This window comes from Natrinema sp. DC36 (assembly GCF_020405225.1).
Taxonomy (GTDB): domain Archaea; phylum Halobacteriota; class Halobacteria; order Halobacteriales; family Natrialbaceae; genus Natrinema.
The window spans coordinates 157,650-177,994 of record NZ_CP084473.1 but is presented as its reverse complement, the minus strand read 5'-3'; the positions used below and the strand labels follow the sequence as shown (position 1 = coordinate 177,994).

Here is a 20,345-nt window from a genome sequence, read left to right as displayed (position 1 = left end):
TTTACGTCAGCGACCAATTGGCGATCGCTTCTCCCTCCTCGAAGGATTGCTCGTAGCCGACCCGAAGGTCCTCGCGCCGTTCGTCGACCGGGACGTCGGAGGCGATGTTCCCTTCGATGCGCGCGCCGGCCTCGAGTTCGCCACCGGTGTACTTGTCCACGTTCGAGTCGAAGCTCATGTCGCCGAACTCGTGTTCGTCACGACGAAGTACCGCTTCCTCGGTGCCCGGCGTCCGGACCGTCGAGTCCGTCGTGTTCTCCGCGGAGAGATGCGTGACCGCGAGTTTTTCGCCCTCGGCGGCATCGATGGTCTCCGTTCCGTCGCCGGTGTCGTACGTGTACGAGTCGGGGAACGTGACATCCGAGACGGTGAGCCGAACGCCGTTCGGCGTCGTGTACGACTCGCCGAGCTCGAGTTCGCGTTTCACGAATGCGGTGCGAGCGAGATGCTCGCCGTCGTCGAGCCGATACGTTCCGGCCGCCAGATACTCGTAGGCAGGCACCGCGACGTCTTCGGTGACCGTCTCGCCGGCCGGGACGGAAATCTCGACCGTCGTGTCAAGTTCCGTCCACTCCCCGTTGCGAATCCGACGGGAGACGGACGACTCGTAGCTCTCCTCGGCGTCCGCGTCGTTCCGTACCGTCACGGAGAGGGAGACGGTGGAGCCGATACCGACAGTGCCGGGCACCGACACGTCGGTGACGGCCAGTTCCCCCGTTTCGCTCGCCGAACCGGTTCCCGTCTCGTCGGACGGACTCTCGGTTTCCGACCCGCCGGTACAGCCCGCGATAGCGACGCCTGCCGCGACGAGAAATGCACGTCGATCCATACGGTAGTAGTTCGCATACCCGCTCAATAGTCTTTTGGGGACGACTGTCCGACCGGGAGACGCGACAGGGACAACCCCGTGTTCACTGACCGACATCGAGACTGCCCGCTGTTCACCGACTGACTCCAGACAGGGGCGTCAATTTATGCCTGTCGCCCGTAGAGACACCGTATGGAGACGTTCGAAAGCGACGACGGACACGTCATCGTTCGACTGGACCGCGGCGATCTCGCTCTCGAATCGATCGAGGCCGCCTGCGACGAACACGACGTCGACACCGGCGCGGTCGTGTCGGGTATCGGTACGTTCAGCACCCTGAACATTCACTACGTCGACCGGACGGACCTGCCCGAGGACCGCTCGCAGCGGAACGTCGATCTCGAGCTCGAGGGGGCCTGGGAGATAACCGACGTTGGAGGCGTCATCGCGAACGGCGAACCGCATCTCCACGTCACCGGGTTCGACGGCGAGCGGACCGTCGGCGGCCACCTCGAAGAGGGGTGCGAGGTGAACGTCCTCGGAGAGTTCACCCTCCGAAAGTTCGAGGGGGTGTCGCTGACGCGGGAGTCGAACGAGAACGGCGTTTCCCAGCTCGTCCGACGGTGAATGCGACGTGGAATCGGAAAAAGAGCCGATGGTTCAGGAACGCTTCCACCAGAGGAAGCCGTACCCGACGAGTCCGGCGAGGATGAGTCCGGCGCCCCACGTGGCGAAGATCGCCGCCCAAATGCTCCAGAGCTCGCCCGTGGGGACGAGGATGCCGGAATCGAGAAAGGCACCAATGAGGACGAACAGCACGCCGCCGATCGCGATCTTGAGCAGCACCGAATTGCGAACGGCGCCGCCGATTCCCTTCGGCGGCTCGTATGCGGAGTCGGTCGGGTCTGTTCTAGTATCCACGTCGGTCTCGGTGTCCGATTGTGTGGTTCCCATTATCACCTGTTACAGAATACCAGTATAAATCAGTTGGGCTGTCGGCTCGACAGCGAAAACGGTTTCCCAAATATTACTACCCAGGAGAGTCAACAATGGGTACGATGACGGAGACGTACAACAACTACGTTGGCGGAGAGTGGATCGAATCAACGGCTGGGGAGACGTTCGCAGTACGGAACCCGGCCGATAGCGACGAAATAGTCGGGCACTTCCAGGCCTCGACGACGGCTGACGCCGAGGAGGCCATCGACGCGGCCGTCGCGGCACAGGATGAGTGGGCGAACATGCCGAGCCCGGAACGCGGCGCGGTTCTCAACAGCACCGCGAAGCGCCTCGAAGCGCGCAAGGAGGAGGCGACGGAGACGCTGGTCCGGGAGGAGGGGAAGACCTACTCCGAAGCGAGCGGCGAGGTCCAGCGCGCCATCGATATCTTCTACTACTACGCACAGAAGACCCGCGACATCGGCGGTACGGTGAAATCCCCGAGCGGCCAGGACAAGGACCTGTACACCAAACGCGAACCCCTCGGAACGGTGGGGCTCATCACGCCGTGGAACTACCCCATCGCCATTCCGGCGTGGAAACTCGCACCGGCGCTCGCGGCCGGAAACACTGCAGTTCTCAAGCCCGCCTCCGCGGCACCCAACGTCGTGCGCATCGTCTTCGAATGCCTCGACGAAGCGGGACTCCCCGACGGCGCAGCGAACCTCGTCACTGGATCCGGTTCAGAGGTCGGCGGCCCGATCGCCGGCCACGAGGACATCGACGGCGTCTCCTTCACCGGTAGCACTGCTGTTGGGACGTCCGTCGCCCAGACCGCAGCGGAGGACCTCACGCGCGTTCAGGCCGAAATGGGCGGGAAGAACCCGACGGTCGTGATGCCGAGTGCGGACATCGAGGAAGCGGCGGAGATTCTCGGCGTCGGCGCGTTCGGGACGACCGGCCAGTCGTGTACCGCGGCCTCTCGAGCCATCGTCCACGAGGACGTCTACGACGAGTTCGTCGGAGCCATCGTCGAGTACGCCGAGTCAATCGAGATCGGGTCGGGTATGGACGACCCCGATATGGGCCCTCACGTTTCGGAGAGCGAACTCGATGGCACTCTCGAGTACATCGACATCGCGAAGGACGAGGGTGCGAAGCTGGTCACCGGCGGCGAGGAGCTCACTGACGGCGAGTACGCCGACGGCTACTTCGTCGATCCGACCGTCTTCGCCGACGTGGAAAACGACATGCGAATCGCACAGGAAGAGGTGTTCGGTCCGGTGCTCGCCGTCAGTAAGGTGAGCGACTTCGAGGAGGGGCTCGCGGTGGCCAACGACGTCGACTACGGTCTCTCCGCCTCGATCGTCACGGAGGACCTCAACGAGGCCGGCGAGTTCGTCGACCGCATCGAGGCGGGCGTGGCGAAAGTCAACGAGAAGACGACGGGGCTGGAACTCCACGTTCCCTTCGGCGGCTACAAGCAGTCCTCGACGAACACCTACCGAGAGCAGGGCGACGCCGGTCTCGACTTCTTCACGTCGACGAAGACGGTGTACCGGAACTACTAGCCGATCACCGTCGACCCGTCCCATAGCACTCGTTCCGTTTTTCGTCGATCGCTGCTTCGACTCGTCCGTCACGGTGTGAGATGATAGTCTCGCAGTAGCGACCAGCGCGTGAGCGCTGATCGAACGGCTCTCGTGTGATCGATGGCGGTCAGTGACGCAAATCGATCTCGTCAGAAGGGCCTCGCAGCGATCGCCGGGACTCCGACTACTCTCCCGAAGCTACGCTACCGGTAGTCGCTTCGATAACTCTGAAACGAAGCGGTCTCGAGGCTGAATCGCCGCGAAACCGCTGACTTCGCGAGAGGCGACCGCTCACTACCCGTCGAGACGGGCCGGCGGGACGATCCCGGGTCGGTCGAGTCGGAGGCGGTCGCCGACCTCGATCTCCTCGATCACGCGGGGGTACTCGAAGGTCGTCGCGGCCTTCGAGAGCGCGCCGGGATCGGCCTGGATCGACCGCCAGCGCCGCCAGTGGGTTGGGACTAGCCGATCGATCTCGAGGGCGTTGGCGGCCTCGACGACGTCCTGAGCGTCGTTGTACAGTTTCCGACGCTTGACTTCGCCGTCCATCACGATGCGACCGCTGGTCCCGTAGGAGAGCATGCCCATGTCGATGTCGAACTCCTCGCCGACGTCGCGGAACGCCTCGCAAGGCCGGTTGTCGCCGCCGTGGAAGATGGTTCCCTCCTCGTGTTCGAGCACGTAGGTGACGCTCCCGTCGGCGTCGGGGTCGCGGCCGTCCCGAACGCGGATCGTCAGATCGCCGATCACGTAGGTGTCGCCGGGTTCGGCGACCTCCCGCTGCTCTGCCGGAATCTCGCTGACGTCGTGATTATCGTAACACTCTGGCGGCGCGTGGACCGATCCCCCGTGGTCCAGCAGTGGACCGAACGAGGGGGGCCAGAAGTGGTCGCGGTGGTCGTGCGTACAGAACACGGCGTCGCAGGCTTCGGCCCACTGGGGTTCCATCGGCACCGGCGGCATCCGGGCGACGTACTCGCGGTCCCGTTCGGTGCTGAAGTAGGGATCGATGAAAATCGTCGTCTCGGGCGTCCTGATCGCCCAGCCGGTCACGCCGAGGAACCACAGCGAAACGCCTGTTATCGACGGTTCGTAGAGTTCCTCGCGGGCCCACCACTCGCCCCAGTCGCTGTTGATCGTCATCGAGTCACCCGAGAGCGTACACTGCCGGTCTCGCCGATGCAGTCCATGTGGAATCGATCCGCTCGAGAGGGTCTAAACCTTTCGACGCAATGGCGCGCGGCTTCCGAACCGGAACTCCCGTCTCGAGGGCCGTGCAGACGACGCCCCGTCCTCCGTCGAACGGAGGGGGACACCGGAGACCGTCGTTACTCCGGCGGCGCGTCCCACTCTTCGCCGTCGTCCTGTGGATCGTAGCCGATTCGTGAGCGCGCGTGTTCGAGGTCGTACCACCGGCGGTGGTTGTCGCTGACGCCGCTGAAGATGCCGAACTCAACGTCGTCGTCGTCCAGACAGCACTCGACCTGATGGGCGAAGTCCCGGCGGGACTGCCACATGGCCTTCATGCGGGCGACGGTGTGCTCGTACTCCTCGCTCCCGCGCTCGAACTCCCCGTCATCGACGCCCTTCTCGGCGTCGCCGTAGGGGTGGTCGTATTCGGGCATCCGGACGCTACACACGCGGAGCGCGTAGAACTGTTTGGGGTACTCGTGTTGCTCGACGTAGTAGCGACCGAGGTCCTCGCCGAAGGCCTTGGACGCGCCGTAGTAGGAGTCCGGCCGGACCGGGTCCGTGTGGTCCACGACGAGGTCGTGGTCCGGGTAGTAGATCTCGGGGGCGTTGTCGAGTTCGTACAGCCCCATCACGTGATTCGAGGAGATGAACACGAACGACTCCAGTTCCTGCTCGCGAGCCGCCTCGAGCGCGTTGTACATCCCGATAATGTTCGGCTCGAAAATATCGGACCACTCGCCGTCCGTGTAGGGGTAGGCCGCCATGTGAACCATCGCGTCCTGTCCCTCGGCGGCGGACTCGAGCGCTTCCTTGTCCGAGATGTCCGCGACGACGGTGTCCAGTTCGCCGTAAGGTTCGCCCTCGGAACGGTCGGAGCGATTGAAGTACGTGAAGTCGTACTCTGGGTCCTCGTGAAGGCGGTCGATAACTGCGGTTCCACACCGGCCGTACACGCCGGTCATCAGTACGTCCATACGTCTAGCCCTTTCGGGGACACCATCAAAATATCGGTCCCGTAGTCCGGTCGCATCGGGTCGACTGCGCCGACGGGAGCCGTCAGCGGTACGATCAACGGATCGTCAGAATCCATCTGGATGCGCTGTGCGATGTCGCCGAAACGGGAGTTTCGTCCGCCAGTTTGTAACAGTACTTGTGTGACAAAGATTTATATTGTATAATGTATGCTCTAGAACTGGTGTCTATTAATGACACACTATCGGAGATCATATTTGAAGAAGGCAGTCGGATCGACAGGAATAGCACTCGGCGCATTGGCCGGCTTCTCCGGGACAGGAGCGGCCGAGGCGTCCGGCGTCGAAGACGGCGCCGTCTACCGCATCACGCCGGTTCACAGCGGGAAGTCGCTGGACCTGGCAGGCGGTTCAACCGCTGACGGTGCGAACGTCCAGCAACAGAGCTGGGACGGGGACGACAACCAGCGCTGGCGGTTCGAACACCTCTCGGGCAACGTCTACCGGATCGGTAACGTCAACAGCGACAAAGTACTGGACGTCGAGGGAACTGGCGGCGATAACGGCGCTTCCTGCGTCCAGCACGGGTGGTCGGACACCGACCGGCAGCGCTGGGAAGTCGTCCGGGACAGCGACGGCCACTACAGGATCGAGAACGTTCAGACCGGGCTCGTCGTGGACGTCGAAGGCCGGTCGACCGGGGACGGCGCGGACGTTCTCACCTGGGAGGACTACGGCAACGACAACCAGCGTTTCGACCTCGAGAACCTCTCCGGCGGCGACGGTGGAAACGGCGGTGACGACGGCGACGGCGGGGGCGGCGACACCACCTCGGCGTTCGGCCTCGACGCCGGCTTCGCAGACACGTCGTGGTTCGACGACGGGGTCCAGGTGATCACGGTAACCGAACCGACTCGCAGCGCCGTCGAGGACGCGTTCCAGACCAGCGGTCCGCGACTGATCGTCTTCGAGACCTCAGGGACGATCGATCTGGGGGGCGACTCGCTCGCGATCACCGAGGACAACTGCTGGGTCGCCGGCCAGACCGCTCCCTCGCCGGGGATCACCTTCGTCAAGGGGCAGGTTCAGGTCGACGCCGACGACTGCGTCGTCCAGCATATCAGATCGCGCGTCGGTCCCGGCTCCGACGGCGACATTCAGAGCAACGACTCGTTCAACACCGCCGACGGCACGACGAACAACGTCGTCGACCACGTCAGCGCCTCGTGGGGCGTCGACGAGTGTCTCTCGGTAGGATACGACACGAACGACACCACCGTCACGAACTGCCTGATATACGAGGGGCTGTACGACCCCTACGGCGACGGCTCGGACCACAACTACGGCTCGCTGATCGGCGACGGCGCCGACAACGTCACGCTGGCGGGCAACGTCTGGGCGAAGGTCCGGGGACGCGTCCCCCGACTGAAGAGCGAAACGCGCAGCGTCCTCGCCAACAACGTGATGTACTTCTTCAACGAGTCGGTCAACATGGACGGGGACACGGAGGCCTCGCTCGTCGGGAATTACTTCATCCCTCAGGACCTCGGCGACACGGTCATCGAGGACGGCAACGCCTACCTCGAGGACAACGTCACGGACCCGAGTTCGACGCCGCTGACCGGCGGGACCGCCGAACTGTCGAGTCGTCCGCTCTGGCCGAGCGGGCTCGACGCGATGGGATCGAGCAGCGTGGAAAGCCACAACCTCTCCGCCGCCGGTGCGCGACCGGCCGACCGGACCGCCAACGACTCGAGGGTCGTCGACGAGATCGAACGCAGAGCAGGCGACGCGTACACGGACTCGCCGTACGATTACTGGGTGGCACACCCGGACGATGTCGGCGGCTACCCGAGCCTCTCGGAGAACACCCGCTCGCTGAACCCGCCGAGCAACGGCCTGCGCGAGTGGGTCGATCAGTGGGCGCTGGCCGTCGAAGATCCGAACGCCAGCCCGCCCTGACCGACGCTCCCTTCCCGCCGTTCCGTCGGTAGACCCCGGTAACAGCCGTCCGTTCAGCGTCGAGGTCACCGCCGCAGCGCCGATGACACCGCCGGAACGACAGCCGATCGACGCCCTCGAGTCGGCGTGCGGCGAGGGGACGGCCGCCAGCGGCTGGTGGACCTCCTGCTCGGAGGACTCGGCGGGGGCGACACCGTAGCGCTGACCGCCGCCGAGTTCGTCGCCGTGCCGGTCAGCGCTCGCCGACGCTCCCGTCGGCGCGGTGGGCCGGCGACCGGTCGAATCCGAGGTCCGTTCCCGCGAGTTCTCGGACGCGGTCCTCGTCGATCTCGAGTCCGAGTCCGGGGCCGTCTGGGAGTTCGAGGGAGCCATCGGACGGCTGGAAAACGGCGTCGTTCTCGACGTACCGCATCGCCGCCTCGTCGCCAACGATCACCTGCTCCTGGATCACGGCGTTCGGCGCCGCCGCATCGACGTGCAGCGATGACGCCAGCGCCAACGGTCCGATGGGGCAGTGAGGAGCGATCGAGACGTCGTACGTCTCCGCCACGTCCGCGATCTTCTTCGTCTCGGTGATTCCGCCGGCGCTCGAGACGTCCGGCTGGACGATATCGACTGCGTCCGCCTCGAGGATCGGCCGGAAATCCCCACGGGAATAGAGGCGCTCGCCGGTTGCGATCGGGATCGTCGTCCCCTCGGCGATCCGGGGCAGCGCGTGATCGTGCTCCGGCGTCACGGGCTCCTCGACGAACATCGGTTCGAACTCCTCGAGGGCGGACGCCAGCCGGCGGGCCATCGCCTTCGAGGCGCGCCCGTGGAAGTCGAGTGCGACATCGATGTCGGGGCCGACGGCATCGCGAACGGCGCCGACGATTTCGCGCGCCCGGTCGACTGCCGCCGGCGTATCGACGATCTCGAGGCCGCCCGTCGGAACGAGCTTCACGGCGGTGTATCCCGCCTCGACGTGCTCGCGCGCCTCCGCGGCCGCCGCGGCTGCCGGGTCCGAGACGTCGTCGACATCGTGTGCCCGAACGTGCTTGTAGAGCCGAACGCGGTCGCGCGCGGGCCCGCCAAGCAGTTCGTAGACCGGCATACCGGCCGCCTTCCCTTTCAGGTCCCACAGCGCCTCGTCGATGCCAGCGATGGCGCTCATGTGGACCGGACCGCCACGGTAGAAGCTGCTGCGGTACATCGCCTGCCAGAGGTACTCGATGCGGCTCGGGTCCTCGCCGAGGACGTACTGGTGCATCAACTGGTCGACCGCGCTCCGCGTCGCCGGATCGCTGTCGCCCGCGAAGTGCCACTTCGTGTATACCTCTCCCCAGCCGACGCGTCCGTCGCTCGTTTCGAGTTTTAAGAACTGCCAGCGAGGGGGTACCTCGTACAGCTCGTAGTCGGTGATTCGCATTCGACTCACCTACTCGAAGGTGGCCAATTAACGTGACGACCGCCGGCCTCGATCCCCCGGACGGCAAGAACCCCGCGGGCGAGCGCTGGCGGACTCGAGGCGGAATAGCACAAGAGGTAAGTGCGTCCCAATCGCTGGTCAGAAACGATGAAATTCGGAATATTCCCCATCGAGGGTGGAGAGACGTGGGAAGGCGTCGTCGAGCAGTGTCAGGTCGCCGAGGGCGTCGGATTCGAGACCTGCTGGGTCAACGATCACCAGGCGACGGAGGGCGACAACTACTGGCCCGCGCCGCTGACGCGCCTGACCAGCATCGCGCAGGGAACCGAGGATCTCGAGCTCGTGACGAGCGTCCTGATCCTGCCGCTGTACAAGCCCGTTGAGGTCGCCCAACGCGCGGCGATGCTCGACAATATCTCCGGCGGCCGCCTGACCCTGGGCGTCGGCCTCGGCTACGTCGAGAAGGAGTTCGACGCCTTCGACGTCCCGATGGACGAGCGAGCGGGCCGGATGATCGAAGGCATCCAGTTCATCAAGGAGTTCTTCGAGTCCGACGGACCGATCTCCTACGACTGTCCGTTCTTCTCCGTCGAGGACTGGCAGCCGCTCCCCGACACGATCCAGCAGCCCCGACCGGAGGTCTGGATCGGCGGCTGGGGCGACAAACAGATCGGCCGCTCCGTGAAGTTCTCCGACGCGTGGGTGCCCGGCGTCGTCGCCGACCTCGCCACCGTCGAGGACCGGAAGGAACTCCAGCAGGAACGCGTCGCGGAGACCGACCAGGACTGGGAGGAGCTGTCCCATCCGCTGATGCGCGAGGCCGTCATCGCCGAGACCGAAGCGGAGGTCATGGAGCGCAAGGAGTACCTCCACACCACCTACCTCGACGAGTACGGCGGCGAGTTCTCCCACCCGCTGATGAACGCCGACAGCGTCGAGGACTTCGAGGAGCTCGCGGACGACCGCTTCATCTACGGGACGCCCGAACAGATCATCGAGCAGATCGAGGCCATTCGGGAGCGGTTCCCCCTGAACGAACTCACCCTGCGCTTCCACCACTCCGGAATGCCCAAGGACCTCGTCGAGGACCAGATTCGGCTGTTCGGCGAAGAGGTCATCCCCGCGTTCGAGTAAGGCAACCACAACGTCTCCGTTTTCCGGCGCGCGATTGACTCGCGTTCGACGGCAGCGGTCTCGCCCGCCGAAACCGATCGGATGCACCTCGCGACGAACGACGAGCGGCGCTACTCGTCGATCGATTCGATCGGTTCGACCTCGCCGTACACGGCGTCGGCGCCCTCGACGGGCGCGGCCCACTCGACGGCGTTCCGAACGACCGTTCGCACCTCGTCCTGATAGAAGATCGGGTACTCCTCGTGGCCGGGCCGGAACGCGAAGATCCGTCCGCGGCCGCGCCGGTAGCAAACGCCCGAGCGGAACACTTCGCCGCCCTCAAACCACGAGATGAACACGGTCCGGTCGGGTTCGGGAACGTCGTAGGGTTCGCCGTACATCTCGGTGGCGGGGATCTCGAATGACTCCTCGAGGCCGTCGGCGATGGGGTGGCCGGGGTCGGCGGCCCACACCCGCTCGGTTTCGCCGCCGTGGCGGTACTTGATGTTACAGGTCGTCCCCATCAGCCGCGTGAACGGCTTGGAGTTCTTCCCGGAGTGGAGCGGAACGAAGCCCATTCCCTCGTGGACTCGGTCGACGACCCGGCTCGCGACCTCGTCGTCGACTTCGTCGTTCGCGCAGTGAGACCACCAGACGAGCACGTCGGTGTTCGCCAGTACCGCCTCGGTGAGCCCGTGTTCCGGCTCGCCGAGCGTCGCGGTCCGCACGTCGTGGCCGTCTTCCTCGATGGCCTCCGCGATCGCGCCGTGAATGCCGTCGGGATACAGTTCGCCGATCTCCGGTTCCTCGCGCTCGTGGACGTTCTCGTTCCACACCGTGACCTGGAGCGTCATATCCGATGCGTTCCCCGTGATCCGAAATAAGTCCTCTGTCCCTCGGCGCTCGCGAACCCGTCCGCACTGGCCGCGATCGGCACAACCGACGGACCGACGATAAACGGCGGAAAACGGATTAGAGGCGATCGAGGTCGCTGAGAATCTCGCGGAGTTCCGTGCACTCCTCGGGGCTGATCTGCTCCTGGGGCGGGAGCACCGTCTCGTGCTCGAAGACGCCCTGCATCTTCAGTGCGGCCTTCACGCGGGCGCGGTAGCAGCCCTCGGGTTCGCCGAAGATGTGGTTGGTGAGCGGAAGCAGCCGCTCCCGGATTTCGCGGGCGCGCTCGAGGTCGCCGTCGTGGACGGCGCGGATCTTCTCGACGTGGAGGTCTGGCACGACGTTCGCGTAGCCGATGAGCCCCGTCTCGGCGCCGAGCTGGTACGCGTGCATCAGGAAGGTGTCGTTGCCCGTCATGATGGTACAGTCGTCGCGGAGATCGTCGACCGCCCGAATAGTGCGGTCGTACCGAATCGGATCGAAGGAGGCCTCCTTGAACCCGATGACGTGGGGCAACTGGCAGATCTCGACGTGAGCACTGATGGGCAGCCCGGGGCTCCCCCACGTCGGGAACTGGAAGTTGATGAGCGGAATGTCGACCGTCTCACCGACGTGCTTGAAGTGGTTGATCGGCTCCTGGGGAATTTGGTGGGAGTAGACATCCAACGGGAGCAACATCACACCGTCAGCGCCGGCGACTTTCGCCATCTGGGCCAATTTGGCGGCTTCGGTGGAACTCTCACCGTACACGCCCGCGAACACCGGGGTATCACCCGAAGCTTCGACGTGGTTTTTGACGATTTACTTATACGTGTCGTCGTCTTGCATCTTCGTCTCGCCGGTGTGAGCGTTGGCGACGACGGCCTTGATACCGTCGACCGCGACGAGATCTTCGACGTGAGTGCGCAGGTCGTCTGTGACTAACTCGTAGTCGTCAGGCGTCCACGGGTTGGCCGTTGCCGTGATAATTCCGCCGGAGATGTGCTCCTTTAGGTCCCGAAACTCGTCTTTGAGCATGTGATAGTAGATTCCACATCACAGAACATAAGAGCCATCGATCCCCGTCTCCGCCAGCGAACGATTCCGCGCCCGCGTCTCGCTGCGCGGGAGTTCAACGATCTCGTCTCTTGATGCGTGCCAGTGACAACGGAGAGCGCACGCTGGCGGAGCGATGTCTCTGGCCGAAAAATCGAGCGGCCGCGTCAGTTGATGAGGCGCTCGATGTTGTCGTCGAGCGTGGCGTAGATTTCCTCTGCGCGCTCCTCCTCCTCGGGTTCGAGCGGTCGGATCGGAGACCGGACGTTACCGCCGTGGAGACCCGCCAGTTCGAGGCCCTTCTTTACCACGGAGACGCTGACGGCGCCGGGGATGGTGTTGTCCTGCCCGGTCTCATCGCGCAGTTTCTGGTAGGGCATACAGATGTTTCGAAGTTCGCGGGCCCGCTGCCAGTTTTCCTCCGTGAGCGCGTCGAACAGTTCGAGGCCGATTTCGGGTCGGAAGTTCGAGACGCCCGCAGAAAAGCCCTCGATCCCCTCCGCCCAGTAGGACACGGCGAACGGCTCGGCGAGACCGTCGACCCACACCACGTCGTCGGCGCCGGCGGCCACGCCCTCGCCGAGTTTGATCGGGTCCTTCAACGCGTACTTGATGCCGACGATGCCGTCGATATACGTCAGGTCCTTCAGGTATTCGACGGAGGGGTCGAACCCGCGGACGTAGGGCACGAGCGGCGTCTCCGTGGCCGCGTCGAGTTCCCGGTAGTAATCGAGGAGCGCCCGTTCGTGGATATACGTGTGGTCCGGCGGCATAATCATCATCGCGTCGACGTCGATGTCGTCGTAGGCCTCGATGAGTTCGATCGAGTCCTTCGTGGAACCGCCGACCCCCGCGAGCACGCAGGCATCGTCCGGAAGCGCCTCGACGCTCGTCGCGGCTACGTCGATCCGCTCCCGTTGGGAGAGCGAGTGATACTCGCTGATGTTCGCCGTGGCGAGGAACGTACGGATACCCGACCCGTAGAGGTCCTCGGCGTTCTCTGCGATTTTCGGGTGTTCGATTGCACCGTCGTCGTCGAACGGCGTCAGTAGACCGACCGCGACGCCGCGCAGGTGGTCCTTCACCTGGCCAGCAGTGTGCGACATAGAGATACGATCCGCTGCAATGTTGATAAATCCTCCGTCTGCCACCATTGCGACTGTATATATTGTATAATGTATCGAGTCCGCGTGACTGCTACCGCTCGAGCGTCGCCCCGTCGATGCGCTCGTAGCACTCCTCGACGCGACGCTCGTCGGCCGCCGAGAGCGAGCGAAGCGGCGTGCGTACCGGGCCGCCGACCGCGCCCGCCAGTTCCTGTCCGTACTTGATGACCGGGACGTTGTTCCCGGCCGGCAACGTGTTCGCTGGCCCGGGCTCCTCCCGAAGGTCCTCCAGGGGCCGAAGGAGCCGCCGGATTTCGCGGGCGCGCTCGAACTCGCCGGTCTCGAGGGCGTCAAACAGCGCGAGCGTCGCCTCCGGGATGAAGTTTCCGATCCCGGTGGTGTACCCCGTCGCACCCTCGATTGCGAAGGACAGCGCGTATCGCTCGGCGATACCGTTCACCCACGTCACGTCCTCGGGCGCGTCCTCGACGGTCTGAGCGAACTCCCGGATATCGTTGACGGCGAACTTCACGGCCACGACCTCCTCGCGACCGGCGAGTTCGATTACTACCTCGCGGCTGATCTCGGGGCCGCGCTTGTAGATGACGATGCCGAGGTCGGTCCCGTCGCAGATCTCGTGGTAGTAGTCGGCGAGCGCCGACTCGTTGATGTACGTGTGAGTCGGGTGCATCACCATCACCGCGTCCGCGCCGGCGTCCTCGTAGGCCGCCGCCAACCCCGTCACTTCGCGGACGCTCCCTCCCGCGCCGGCGACGACGACTGCGTCGTCGCCCGTCGCCTCGACGTGAGTCTCGACGATCGAGATCCGCTCTTCGTCGGTGAGCGCGTAGTATTCACCGGTGTTGCCACAGGGGACGAACAGCCGTGCGCCGGCGTCGTACAGGTCGGCGAGGTTCTTAGCGAGCGCGTCGCGGCGCACGTCGTCGGTGTCCTCGCTGAACGGAACGGCGGTCGTGAACGCGACATCCTCGAAACGATCGCGGAGGATTGCAGGCTCCATCGTCCGTTTCCCACACGACCCGGATTCAAAACGGTATCGTACGATCGAGGACGCGTTCGGCCGCAGTTCCCGCGGAAAGCGGTGGCGTACGTCCCCAGCGCAAGATATTTCCGGTGGCCAACCGCTTCACATTCCATGGAGATTACCGAACTGAGCGTGATTCCCATCGCGTACGCGCTCCCGGACGGCGAAGGACTGGGCGACGCCCGCGGCTTCGGCCACGAGCGCGAGACGACGCTCGTCCGCGTCGAAACCGACGAGGGAACCGTCGGCTGGGGCGAGGCGTTCGCGCCCGGCTCCATCGTCGAGTCGACGGTGGACGAGTTGTTCCGCGAAGACATCGTCGGCATGGACCCCTTCGACGTGGAATCGCTCGCGGAGCGCTCCTATACCGACCCGTACCACTTCGGCGGGAGCGTGTTCGTCCAGAGCGCGCTGAGCGCGATCGATGTCGCCTGCTGGGACATCATCGGACAGACCGTCGGCCGGCCCGTCTACCGGTTGCTCGGCGGCACCGAGCGAACGTCGCTCCTACCCTACGCCTCGACAATGTACTACACCGAACGGGACCGCCCCATCGAGGAACCGATGGAGGCGGCCGTCGCGGAGGGGTTCACCGCCGCGAAGATAAAGATCGGAACCGGCACCGAAGAGGACGTCGAACGGGTTCGGACCGCTCGGGAAATCCTCGGCGACGACGCTCGCCTGATGGTGGACATGAACGGGAACTACCGCCCTCGACAGGCCATCGAGACGGCGAAGGCGATCGCAGAGTACGACATCACGTGGATCGAGGAACCAGTGCCCCCGGAGAACCTCTCCGGCTACCGAGAGATCAAACAACGCATCGACACGCCGCTGGCGGCCGGCGAGGCCCACTACGGCCGCTTCGAGTTCAAGCGGCTCATCGACGATCGCACCGTCGATGTCGTCCAGCCCAACCTCGCGCGCTGTGGCGGCCTCTCGGAGGCGCGAACGATCGCCGATATGGCGACCACGGAGAACGTCGCCGTCCGGCCCCACATCTGGAACAGCGCCGTCGGGTTGGCCGCCGCCGTCCAGTTCGCGGCCAGCGTCTCCGACTATCCCCACACGCGAAACGTCCCCGACCCGATGATGGTCGAGTTCGATCGGAGTCCCAATCCGCTCCGCGACGACCTCCTCGAGTCGCCGTTCGATCCTTCGAACGGCTCCCTCGACGTCCCACAGACTCCCGGACTTGGTATCGAAATCGACGTGGAGGCGCTCGCGACGTATCGAACTGACCGCTGAGCGACGATTCCGATCGACGTTCCGTCTGGGAGGTATCTTTATGGTTCCATCGGCGTGTTACTCTACTAGTATGGAACGAGCGCTTGTCGTCGTCGACGAAACCGACTCGCACAGAGAACTGCTGGCCGAAGCGGTGGAGATCGTCCGCGGGACCGGTGCCGACCTCGAACTCTTCTCGTGGGTGACGCCCGACGAGTTCGAAGCCGACGTAGAGACTCTGGAGGCCGCTGAACAGGCAGAGGGCGCGACGTACTCGACCGCCAGCGCCAACGATATCGTGACGAACTTCGTCGACGAGTTCGTCGACGACGTCGTCGGCGACGACGCCCCCGAGTACGGCGTTTCCTCCGCGGTCGTCGAGGACAGCGAACTCGCCGACAAGATCCTGAACGCCGCGGCTGAGACCGACTGCGACCACATCTTCCTCGTCGGCCGCCGCCGCTCGCCGACCGGAAAGGTACTGTTCGGGAACGTGGCACAGAAGGTCATCCTCAACTTCGACGGTCGCGTGACCATCACGATGGACTGACGGCGGACGACCGCTGTCAGCTAACGTTTCCCCACGTTTAATAGCCGCCTCCGCCGAATACTCGTATGTCCTTTCTCGACGAGGAGTACCTCCTCGAGTCGGAACCGGCGAAGCGACTGTACGACGAGATACGCGACCTGCCGATACTCGATCCACACAGCCACGTCGACGTCGAAGCGGTCGCCGCCAACGAGGGGTGGAACGACATCTGGGAGGTCGAGGGTGCGACCGACCACTACGTCTGGGAGCTGATGCGCAAGCGCGGTGTCGACGAGGAGAACATCACCGGCTCGGCGAGCAACCGGGAGAAGTGGCTGGCGCTCGCCGAGGTGTTTCCCGAGTTCGCCGGTAATCCGACCTACGAATGGGTCCACCTCGACCTGAAGCGGCGCTTCGGTATCGAGCGAGCGATTTCGGCCGAGACGGCCGAGGACATCTGGGCGGAGACGAAGGTCCGACTCGAGGATCCCTCGATGCGCCCGCGGACGCTCCTCCGGGAGATGAACGTCGAAGTCGTCTCCAGTACGGACGACCCGACTTCGACGCTCGAACACCACCGGCGACTCGCCGTAGAGATGGACGACGTCACGGTCCGGCCGACGTGGCGTCCCGACGCGGCAATGAAAATCGAGGCCGCCGGCTGGCCGGAGTACGTCGCGGACCTCGGCGCGGCCACCGGGACGAGCGTCGACGACTTTGCCGGCTTTCTCAGAGCCCTCGAAGTCAGCCACGAGTACTTCAACGAGCACGGCTGTGGCGCCAGCGACCACGGGCTCCGCGAGGTGATCTCCAGACCGGTCAGCGAGCGCCGCGCCGCCGACGTGTACCGACGCGTGTACGCCGGCGAGACGATCTCCGCGGAAGCCGTGACCGACTTCAAGGCGTTCGTCCTCGAGCGCATCGGCGAACTGAACAGCGAGACGGGATGGATCACCCAGCTCCACATGGGTGCCGTCCGGGACTACCGCCGGTCGCTATACGAGAAGCTCGGCCTCGACTCCGGTGGCGACGTGTCCACGCAGTCCATCGAACTCACGGAGAACCTGCGATACTTCCTCAACCGATTCGACGGCGACCTCGAGACCGTTCTCTACACCGTCGATCCGACCCACTATCCGACGCTCGCGACTCTCGCCCGGGCGTATCCCGACGTGAGCGTCGGTGCGGCATGGTGGTTCAACGACAGCCCCGCCGGGATGGAAGCTCAGTTGGAACGCGTTAGCAACGTCGACCTGTTGGCGAACTACGGCGGGATGGTGAGCGACTCGCGGAAACTCATCTCCTTCGGCTCCCGCTTCGAGATGTTCCGCCGCTCGCTCGCCAACACGGTGGGTCGGATGGTCGAGCGCGGCCAGATGCCCGACGACGCCGCGTCCGACCTCGTCGAACGGGTCGCCTACGATCGCCCGCAGGAGCTCTGGAATTTCTGAGATCGGGCCTCACAGCGACGACTCGAAGCGAGAGACAGCGGTATGTGCAGTCCAAATCGCCGCCATGTGAATCCTCGCTACCGACGGACGCTCCGACACGGCACTCGACCGTCGGAATTCGCTCGCCGGGACGCGTTCCGAACTACAGAATTTTTCGGTGAACTGCTCGTTGCCGCTCTCGAAGCCGTTCGTATCGCTCCGTAACGGTCGCTAATACCGGAAAGTCGAACTCGAGTGAGTCGTACAGGTAGGCCTGTAAGAACGGCTGTGTCGGATCCGCACGCGAGTCGTCGTTCGAGTGAATACACCGCTGTCGTTCGCGAATCAGTTGCTCGTATCGCGCCAGACGTCGTCGGAGGAGGCGATCGCGACCGAACAGTTCAGTGATGGAGAGCGTCGACGGGGCCGGTTCGGTCTCGAGGCCGTCCTCGATCTCTCGTATTCGGTCGCGGTTCCGCTCGAGCGAATCGCGCTCGATGTCGATCGTCTGGATGAGCGACTCGCGGCGGGAGCGAGCGAGTATCGATTGCTGTATCACCGCCTGTTTGAGCGGTTCCGAGAACTGGTATCCGTCTACGACTGCCGCTGCGACGTTTCCAGTCAGCTCCAGATGCATGTTTTCGCGGAGCCCTTCTCCGTACTCGAGTTCGAAGTGGTCTACTTCCATGACGGTGTTCCGGTAGGCGGTCCGAACCTCACCGAGCTCGCTCCGGTTTGCAGTCGCCGTACTGGCGAGAAGAGGAGAGACGCGCTCCGTACCGCCGGCCGAGACGGTGATCGATTTGACTTCGGTCGCGAATCGATCGAACGCGTCGCATTCACGTTCTAACTGCTCGACCTCCCGCTCGATCGCCGTTATCGCCGCCGGAATGTGTCCGACGATGACCGTACTAAGAACGGCCCCAGTTCCGGGACTCGCTGCCCACGATCGACCGGTTGGAATCACACCGCCCGCGATCGCGAGTAAGGCCGCTGCAGCGAGGCCGAGAACGACCACGTTTCGAGTGGAATTACCGCCGGTCGGCGGATGATCAACTCCTGCCGGGAGAGATGCGCTCGTCGTCATTTGACATCTATCCATTGATTGGTATCCGATATCACACTTTCTATCATACGAGTATCATATGGTTCGAACGGGCTGCAGCAGGCGAACGAGAACAGGTACCGGCGACAGCGGTAAGGCTCTCCCAGCGCTCTTCTCGGACGACCCGATCAAGACCCGGAAGCGGACCCACAGCAAGAAAACTTAACACGGGGTCCCTCGAAAGGCGAGTGATGACCGCGCAAGGGAACGTAGTCGTGCAGCGGTATCAATGTCCGGATTGTGAGGGCGACCTCGTCCTCGAACGACAGACGTGGGAATGCGTTGACTGCGGCCACGTCCCGCGTCACGCGGCCGACTGATCGCGTCGTTCGTCGCTTCGGACTGTGATATGACAGCGGTCAGCACGGACGATTGAGAGTCGCTAGACGTTTATCGGTTCGACGGGGCTCGGAGACACCCATGGACGAAGACGCGCTCGAGTATCACCGGACGGATCCGTCGAGCGAGACCGAGATATCGACGACGAAACCGACGTACAGCAGTCCGTATCAGGGCGGCGAATCGGACGCTCAACTGGGGGCGGTCGCGCCGGAGTCATCAGCGGGCGACGGCTCCGGTTCGATGATGCGCACGCGTTTGATGCGCGTCGTGTCGACGGTTTCGACGGTCAGATCGACGCCGTCGTACGTGAACGTTTCGCCGGATTCGACCAGTCGTCCGGCGCGGTTGAACACGAAGCCGGCGATCGTCTCGAACTCTTCTCCCTCCGGGAATTCGATGCCGATGACGTCGTTGACGTCCTCGATGTTTACCTCGCCGTTGACCCGGATGGTCCGGTCGTCGACGACCTCGATGGGCTCGTCTTCCTGCGTGTCGAGTATCTCGCCGACGACCGCCTCGACGATGTCCTCGGTAGTGACGATGCCTTCGGCCGTTCCGAACTCGTCGATGACGACGACTTGCTCCACGCGCTCGTGACGCATTTCGCGGAACAGTTCGTCGATCTGCTTGCTCTCAGGGACGTGCAGCGTCTCCTCGAGATAGGTCTCGAGCGTGTCGTCCACCGTCTCGCCGTACTGGTGATCGCGAACGAGATCGCGAAGTTCCACGACTCCGAGGATCGTGTCGAGGTCGCCCTCGTACACCGGTAGACGGGTGTGGCCGCTTTCGACGCACTTCGCGATGGCCTCGGTGACCGTCGCCGTTCGGGAGACGGCGGTGACGTCCAGCCGCGGCGTCATCACCTCCTTCGCGATGGTGTCGTTGAACCGGAACACTCGCTGGAGCATCTCGCGCTCGTCGGCCTCGATGATCCCCTCGTTTTCCCCGGTCCGTATCAGGTTCCGTATCTCCTCGCGGGTCACGTACGAGGATTCGACGGCGGTCCCACCGCCGCTCAGGCTGTTGACGATGCGGGTGAGCCTGTCGAACGTGACAACTAGCGGGTAGAGCACGTACTTCGAGAGTTGCAGCGGGCGAGCAACGGAGAGGGCCCACGACTCCGTGTTTTCGATGGCGTAAGACTTCGGGGCGCTCTCACCGAATAACAAGACGATGGCTGTCACGCCGAACGTCGCCGCCAGTACCGCCTGTCCCTGTCCGATATACATCGCGAGCAGCCCCGTCGCGATCGACGACATCGCGATGTTCACCAGATTGTTCCCGACGAGGATCGTCACCAGCAGCCGATGGGGGTCGGATTTTAGCGCCTGCACGGTATCGGCACCGGGCGAGCCGTCCTCGACGAGCGCCTCGATCCGGTGTTGGGCTAGCGAGAACATCGCGATCTCCGCCGAGGAGAAGAACGCCGATAGCACCAGCAACACGAGCAGGACGACGACTCCCGCGGCAGCCACGAGGTCCGGCGTGACCATACCACCCAAAACGGCTCCGAAGACGAGGGTCATCTCGAGTCCCGACATACCGGTCGGTCACCTCCTGAGAGAACGTTCGTCGGCTCACTGTCGACCAGCGACGTGCCCCCCGTACCGATAGCCGTGGCGGGCCGACACCGTTTCAAATCTCG

The 20,345-nt window shown here is 64.1% G+C and carries 20 protein-coding genes; 8 read left to right on the top strand and 12 right to left on the bottom strand.

The window, feature by feature from the left end; genetic code table 11:
- Position 1: 1 nt before the first annotated feature.
- Positions 2 to 829, bottom strand: coding sequence for a hypothetical protein (locus LDH74_RS21950; protein WP_226042608.1), 828 nt, complete (start codon positions 827 to 829; stop codon positions 2 to 4).
- Positions 830 to 1,000: 171 nt separating this feature from the next.
- Between LDH74_RS21950 and LDH74_RS21945 the strand changes: the two genes are divergently transcribed.
- Positions 1,001 to 1,435, top strand: coding sequence for a PPC domain-containing DNA-binding protein (locus LDH74_RS21945; protein ID WP_226042607.1), 435 nt, complete (start codon positions 1,001 to 1,003; stop codon positions 1,433 to 1,435).
- Positions 1,436 to 1,468: 33 nt separating this feature from the next.
- On the opposite strand, the gene LDH74_RS21940 is transcribed toward LDH74_RS21945, so the two are convergent.
- Positions 1,469 to 1,762: a hypothetical protein gene (locus tag LDH74_RS21940; RefSeq protein ID WP_226042606.1), complete on the bottom strand. Its 294-nt coding sequence runs from the start codon at positions 1,760 to 1,762 to the stop codon at positions 1,469 to 1,471.
- 104 nt (positions 1,763 to 1,866) lie between these two features.
- On the opposite strand from LDH74_RS21940, the gene LDH74_RS21935 reads away from it, so the two are divergent.
- Positions 1,867 to 3,318, top strand: a complete 1,452-nt coding sequence (locus tag LDH74_RS21935; protein WP_226042870.1) for an aldehyde dehydrogenase family protein — start codon at positions 1,867 to 1,869, stop codon at positions 3,316 to 3,318.
- A 315-nt stretch (positions 3,319 to 3,633) separates the two neighbouring features.
- On the opposite strand, the gene LDH74_RS21930 is transcribed toward LDH74_RS21935, so the two are convergent.
- Positions 3,634 to 4,482, bottom strand: a complete 849-nt coding sequence (locus LDH74_RS21930; RefSeq protein WP_226042605.1) for an MBL fold metallo-hydrolase — start codon at positions 4,480 to 4,482, stop codon at positions 3,634 to 3,636.
- A gap of 185 nt (positions 4,483 to 4,667) precedes the next feature.
- Positions 4,668 to 5,507 (bottom strand): NAD(P)-dependent oxidoreductase, encoded by an 840-nt coding sequence (locus LDH74_RS21925; RefSeq protein WP_226042604.1) that lies wholly within the window; start codon positions 5,505 to 5,507, stop codon positions 4,668 to 4,670.
- A gap of 255 nt (positions 5,508 to 5,762) precedes the next feature.
- On the opposite strand from LDH74_RS21925, the gene LDH74_RS21920 reads away from it, so the two are divergent.
- Positions 5,763 to 7,466 carry an RICIN domain-containing protein gene (locus LDH74_RS21920; RefSeq protein WP_226042603.1) on the top strand — a complete coding sequence of 568 codons (1,704 nt, stop codon included), beginning with the start codon at positions 5,763 to 5,765 and terminating at the stop codon, positions 7,464 to 7,466.
- A gap of 232 nt (positions 7,467 to 7,698) precedes the next feature.
- Here the strand turns inward: LDH74_RS21920 and dgoD are convergent, their stop codons facing one another.
- Entirely contained in the window at positions 7,699 to 8,874 is a 1,176-nt protein-coding gene (gene dgoD, locus LDH74_RS21915; protein ID WP_226042602.1) for a galactonate dehydratase, read from the bottom strand.
- Positions 8,875 to 9,021: 147 nt separating this feature from the next.
- Between dgoD and LDH74_RS21910 the strand changes: the two genes are divergently transcribed.
- Positions 9,022 to 10,008, top strand: coding sequence for an LLM class flavin-dependent oxidoreductase (locus LDH74_RS21910; protein WP_226042601.1), 987 nt, complete (start codon positions 9,022 to 9,024; stop codon positions 10,006 to 10,008).
- 110 nt (positions 10,009 to 10,118) lie between these two features.
- Here the strand turns inward: LDH74_RS21910 and LDH74_RS21905 are convergent, their stop codons facing one another.
- From LDH74_RS21905 to LDH74_RS21885, 5 genes are all read right to left on the bottom strand, one after another.
- Positions 10,119 to 10,841 carry a ThuA domain-containing protein gene (locus LDH74_RS21905; RefSeq protein ID WP_226042600.1) on the bottom strand — a complete coding sequence of 241 codons (723 nt, stop codon included), beginning with the start codon at positions 10,839 to 10,841 and terminating at the stop codon, positions 10,119 to 10,121.
- A 118-nt stretch (positions 10,842 to 10,959) separates the two neighbouring features.
- Positions 10,960 to 11,682 carry a dihydrodipicolinate synthase family protein gene (locus tag LDH74_RS21900; protein ID WP_226042869.1) on the bottom strand — a complete coding sequence of 241 codons (723 nt, stop codon included), beginning with the start codon at positions 11,680 to 11,682 and terminating at the stop codon, positions 10,960 to 10,962.
- Positions 11,683 to 11,898 carry a hypothetical protein gene (locus tag LDH74_RS21895; protein ID WP_226042599.1) on the bottom strand — a complete coding sequence of 72 codons (216 nt, stop codon included), beginning with the start codon at positions 11,896 to 11,898 and terminating at the stop codon, positions 11,683 to 11,685.
- A 185-nt stretch (positions 11,899 to 12,083) separates the two neighbouring features.
- Positions 12,084 to 13,022: a dihydrodipicolinate synthase family protein gene (locus LDH74_RS21890; protein WP_226042598.1), complete on the bottom strand. Its 939-nt coding sequence runs from the start codon at positions 13,020 to 13,022 to the stop codon at positions 12,084 to 12,086.
- Between the two features lie 91 nt (positions 13,023 to 13,113).
- The gene (locus tag LDH74_RS21885; protein ID WP_226042597.1) at positions 13,114 to 14,043 is read right to left on the bottom strand and encodes a dihydrodipicolinate synthase family protein; all 930 of its coding nucleotides are present in this window, start codon (positions 14,041 to 14,043) and stop codon (positions 13,114 to 13,116) included.
- Between the two features lie 135 nt (positions 14,044 to 14,178).
- On the opposite strand from LDH74_RS21885, the gene LDH74_RS21880 reads away from it, so the two are divergent.
- The 3 genes from LDH74_RS21880 (at position 14,179) to uxaC (ending at position 17,274) form a co-directional block, all read left to right on the top strand.
- Complete coding sequence (locus LDH74_RS21880; RefSeq protein ID WP_226042596.1) at positions 14,179 to 15,315, top strand: mandelate racemase/muconate lactonizing enzyme family protein; 1,137 nt, start codon at positions 14,179 to 14,181, stop codon at positions 15,313 to 15,315.
- 70 nt (positions 15,316 to 15,385) lie between these two features.
- Entirely contained in the window at positions 15,386 to 15,844 is a 459-nt protein-coding gene (locus LDH74_RS21875; protein ID WP_226042595.1) for a universal stress protein, read from the top strand.
- A gap of 65 nt (positions 15,845 to 15,909) precedes the next feature.
- Positions 15,910 to 17,274: a glucuronate isomerase gene (uxaC, locus tag LDH74_RS21870; RefSeq protein WP_226042594.1), complete on the top strand. Its 1,365-nt coding sequence runs from the start codon at positions 15,910 to 15,912 to the stop codon at positions 17,272 to 17,274.
- Between the two features lie 142 nt (positions 17,275 to 17,416).
- Here the strand turns inward: uxaC and LDH74_RS21865 are convergent, their stop codons facing one another.
- Positions 17,417 to 18,340 carry a hypothetical protein gene (locus LDH74_RS21865; protein WP_226042862.1) on the bottom strand — a complete coding sequence of 308 codons (924 nt, stop codon included), beginning with the start codon at positions 18,338 to 18,340 and terminating at the stop codon, positions 17,417 to 17,419.
- Between the two features lie 209 nt (positions 18,341 to 18,549).
- On the opposite strand from LDH74_RS21865, the gene LDH74_RS26545 reads away from it, so the two are divergent.
- Positions 18,550 to 18,678, top strand: a complete 129-nt coding sequence (locus LDH74_RS26545; protein ID WP_255681016.1) for a hypothetical protein — start codon at positions 18,550 to 18,552, stop codon at positions 18,676 to 18,678.
- Positions 18,679 to 18,888: 210 nt separating this feature from the next.
- Here the strand turns inward: LDH74_RS26545 and LDH74_RS21860 are convergent, their stop codons facing one another.
- A complete protein-coding gene (locus LDH74_RS21860; protein ID WP_226042861.1) occupies positions 18,889 to 20,241 on the bottom strand; it encodes a hemolysin family protein in 1,353 nt (450 codons plus the stop codon).
- Positions 20,242 to 20,345 lie beyond the last annotated feature (104 nt).

Coding starts and splice junctions, on each gene's coding strand:
- LDH74_RS21950 (WP_226042608.1), bottom strand. CDS start 829: ATGGATCGACGTGCATTTCTCGTCGCGGCAGGCGTCGCTATCGCGGGC.
- LDH74_RS21945 (WP_226042607.1), top strand. CDS start 1,001: ATGGAGACGTTCGAAAGCGACGACGGACACGTCATCGTTCGACTGGAC.
- LDH74_RS21940 (WP_226042606.1), bottom strand. CDS start 1,762: ATGGGAACCACACAATCGGACACCGAGACCGACGTGGATACTAGAACA.
- LDH74_RS21935 (WP_226042870.1), top strand. CDS start 1,867: ATGACGGAGACGTACAACAACTACGTTGGCGGAGAGTGGATCGAATCA.
- LDH74_RS21930 (WP_226042605.1), bottom strand. CDS start 4,482: ATGACGATCAACAGCGACTGGGGCGAGTGGTGGGCCCGCGAGGAACTC.
- LDH74_RS21925 (WP_226042604.1), bottom strand. CDS start 5,507: ATGGACGTACTGATGACCGGCGTGTACGGCCGGTGTGGAACCGCAGTT.
- dgoD (WP_226042602.1), bottom strand. CDS start 8,874: ATGCGAATCACCGACTACGAGCTGTACGAGGTACCCCCTCGCTGGCAG.
- LDH74_RS21910 (WP_226042601.1), top strand. CDS start 9,022: ATGAAATTCGGAATATTCCCCATCGAGGGTGGAGAGACGTGGGAAGGC.
- LDH74_RS21905 (WP_226042600.1), bottom strand. CDS start 10,841: ATGACGCTCCAGGTCACGGTGTGGAACGAGAACGTCCACGAGCGCGAG.
- LDH74_RS21895 (WP_226042599.1), bottom strand. CDS start 11,898: ATGCTCAAAGACGAGTTTCGGGACCTAAAGGAGCACATCTCCGGCGGA.
- LDH74_RS21890 (WP_226042598.1), bottom strand. CDS start 13,022: ATGTCGCACACTGCTGGCCAGGTGAAGGACCACCTGCGCGGCGTCGCG.
- LDH74_RS21885 (WP_226042597.1), bottom strand. CDS start 14,043: ATGGAGCCTGCAATCCTCCGCGATCGTTTCGAGGATGTCGCGTTCACG.
- LDH74_RS21880 (WP_226042596.1), top strand. CDS start 14,179: ATGGAGATTACCGAACTGAGCGTGATTCCCATCGCGTACGCGCTCCCG.
- LDH74_RS21875 (WP_226042595.1), top strand. CDS start 15,386: ATGGAACGAGCGCTTGTCGTCGTCGACGAAACCGACTCGCACAGAGAA.
- uxaC (WP_226042594.1), top strand. CDS start 15,910: ATGTCCTTTCTCGACGAGGAGTACCTCCTCGAGTCGGAACCGGCGAAG.
- LDH74_RS21865 (WP_226042862.1), bottom strand. CDS start 18,340: ATGACGACGAGCGCATCTCTCCCGGCAGGAGTTGATCATCCGCCGACC.
- LDH74_RS26545 (WP_255681016.1), top strand. CDS start 18,550: ATGACCGCGCAAGGGAACGTAGTCGTGCAGCGGTATCAATGTCCGGAT.
- LDH74_RS21860 (WP_226042861.1), bottom strand. CDS start 20,241: ATGTCGGGACTCGAGATGACCCTCGTCTTCGGAGCCGTTTTGGGTGGT.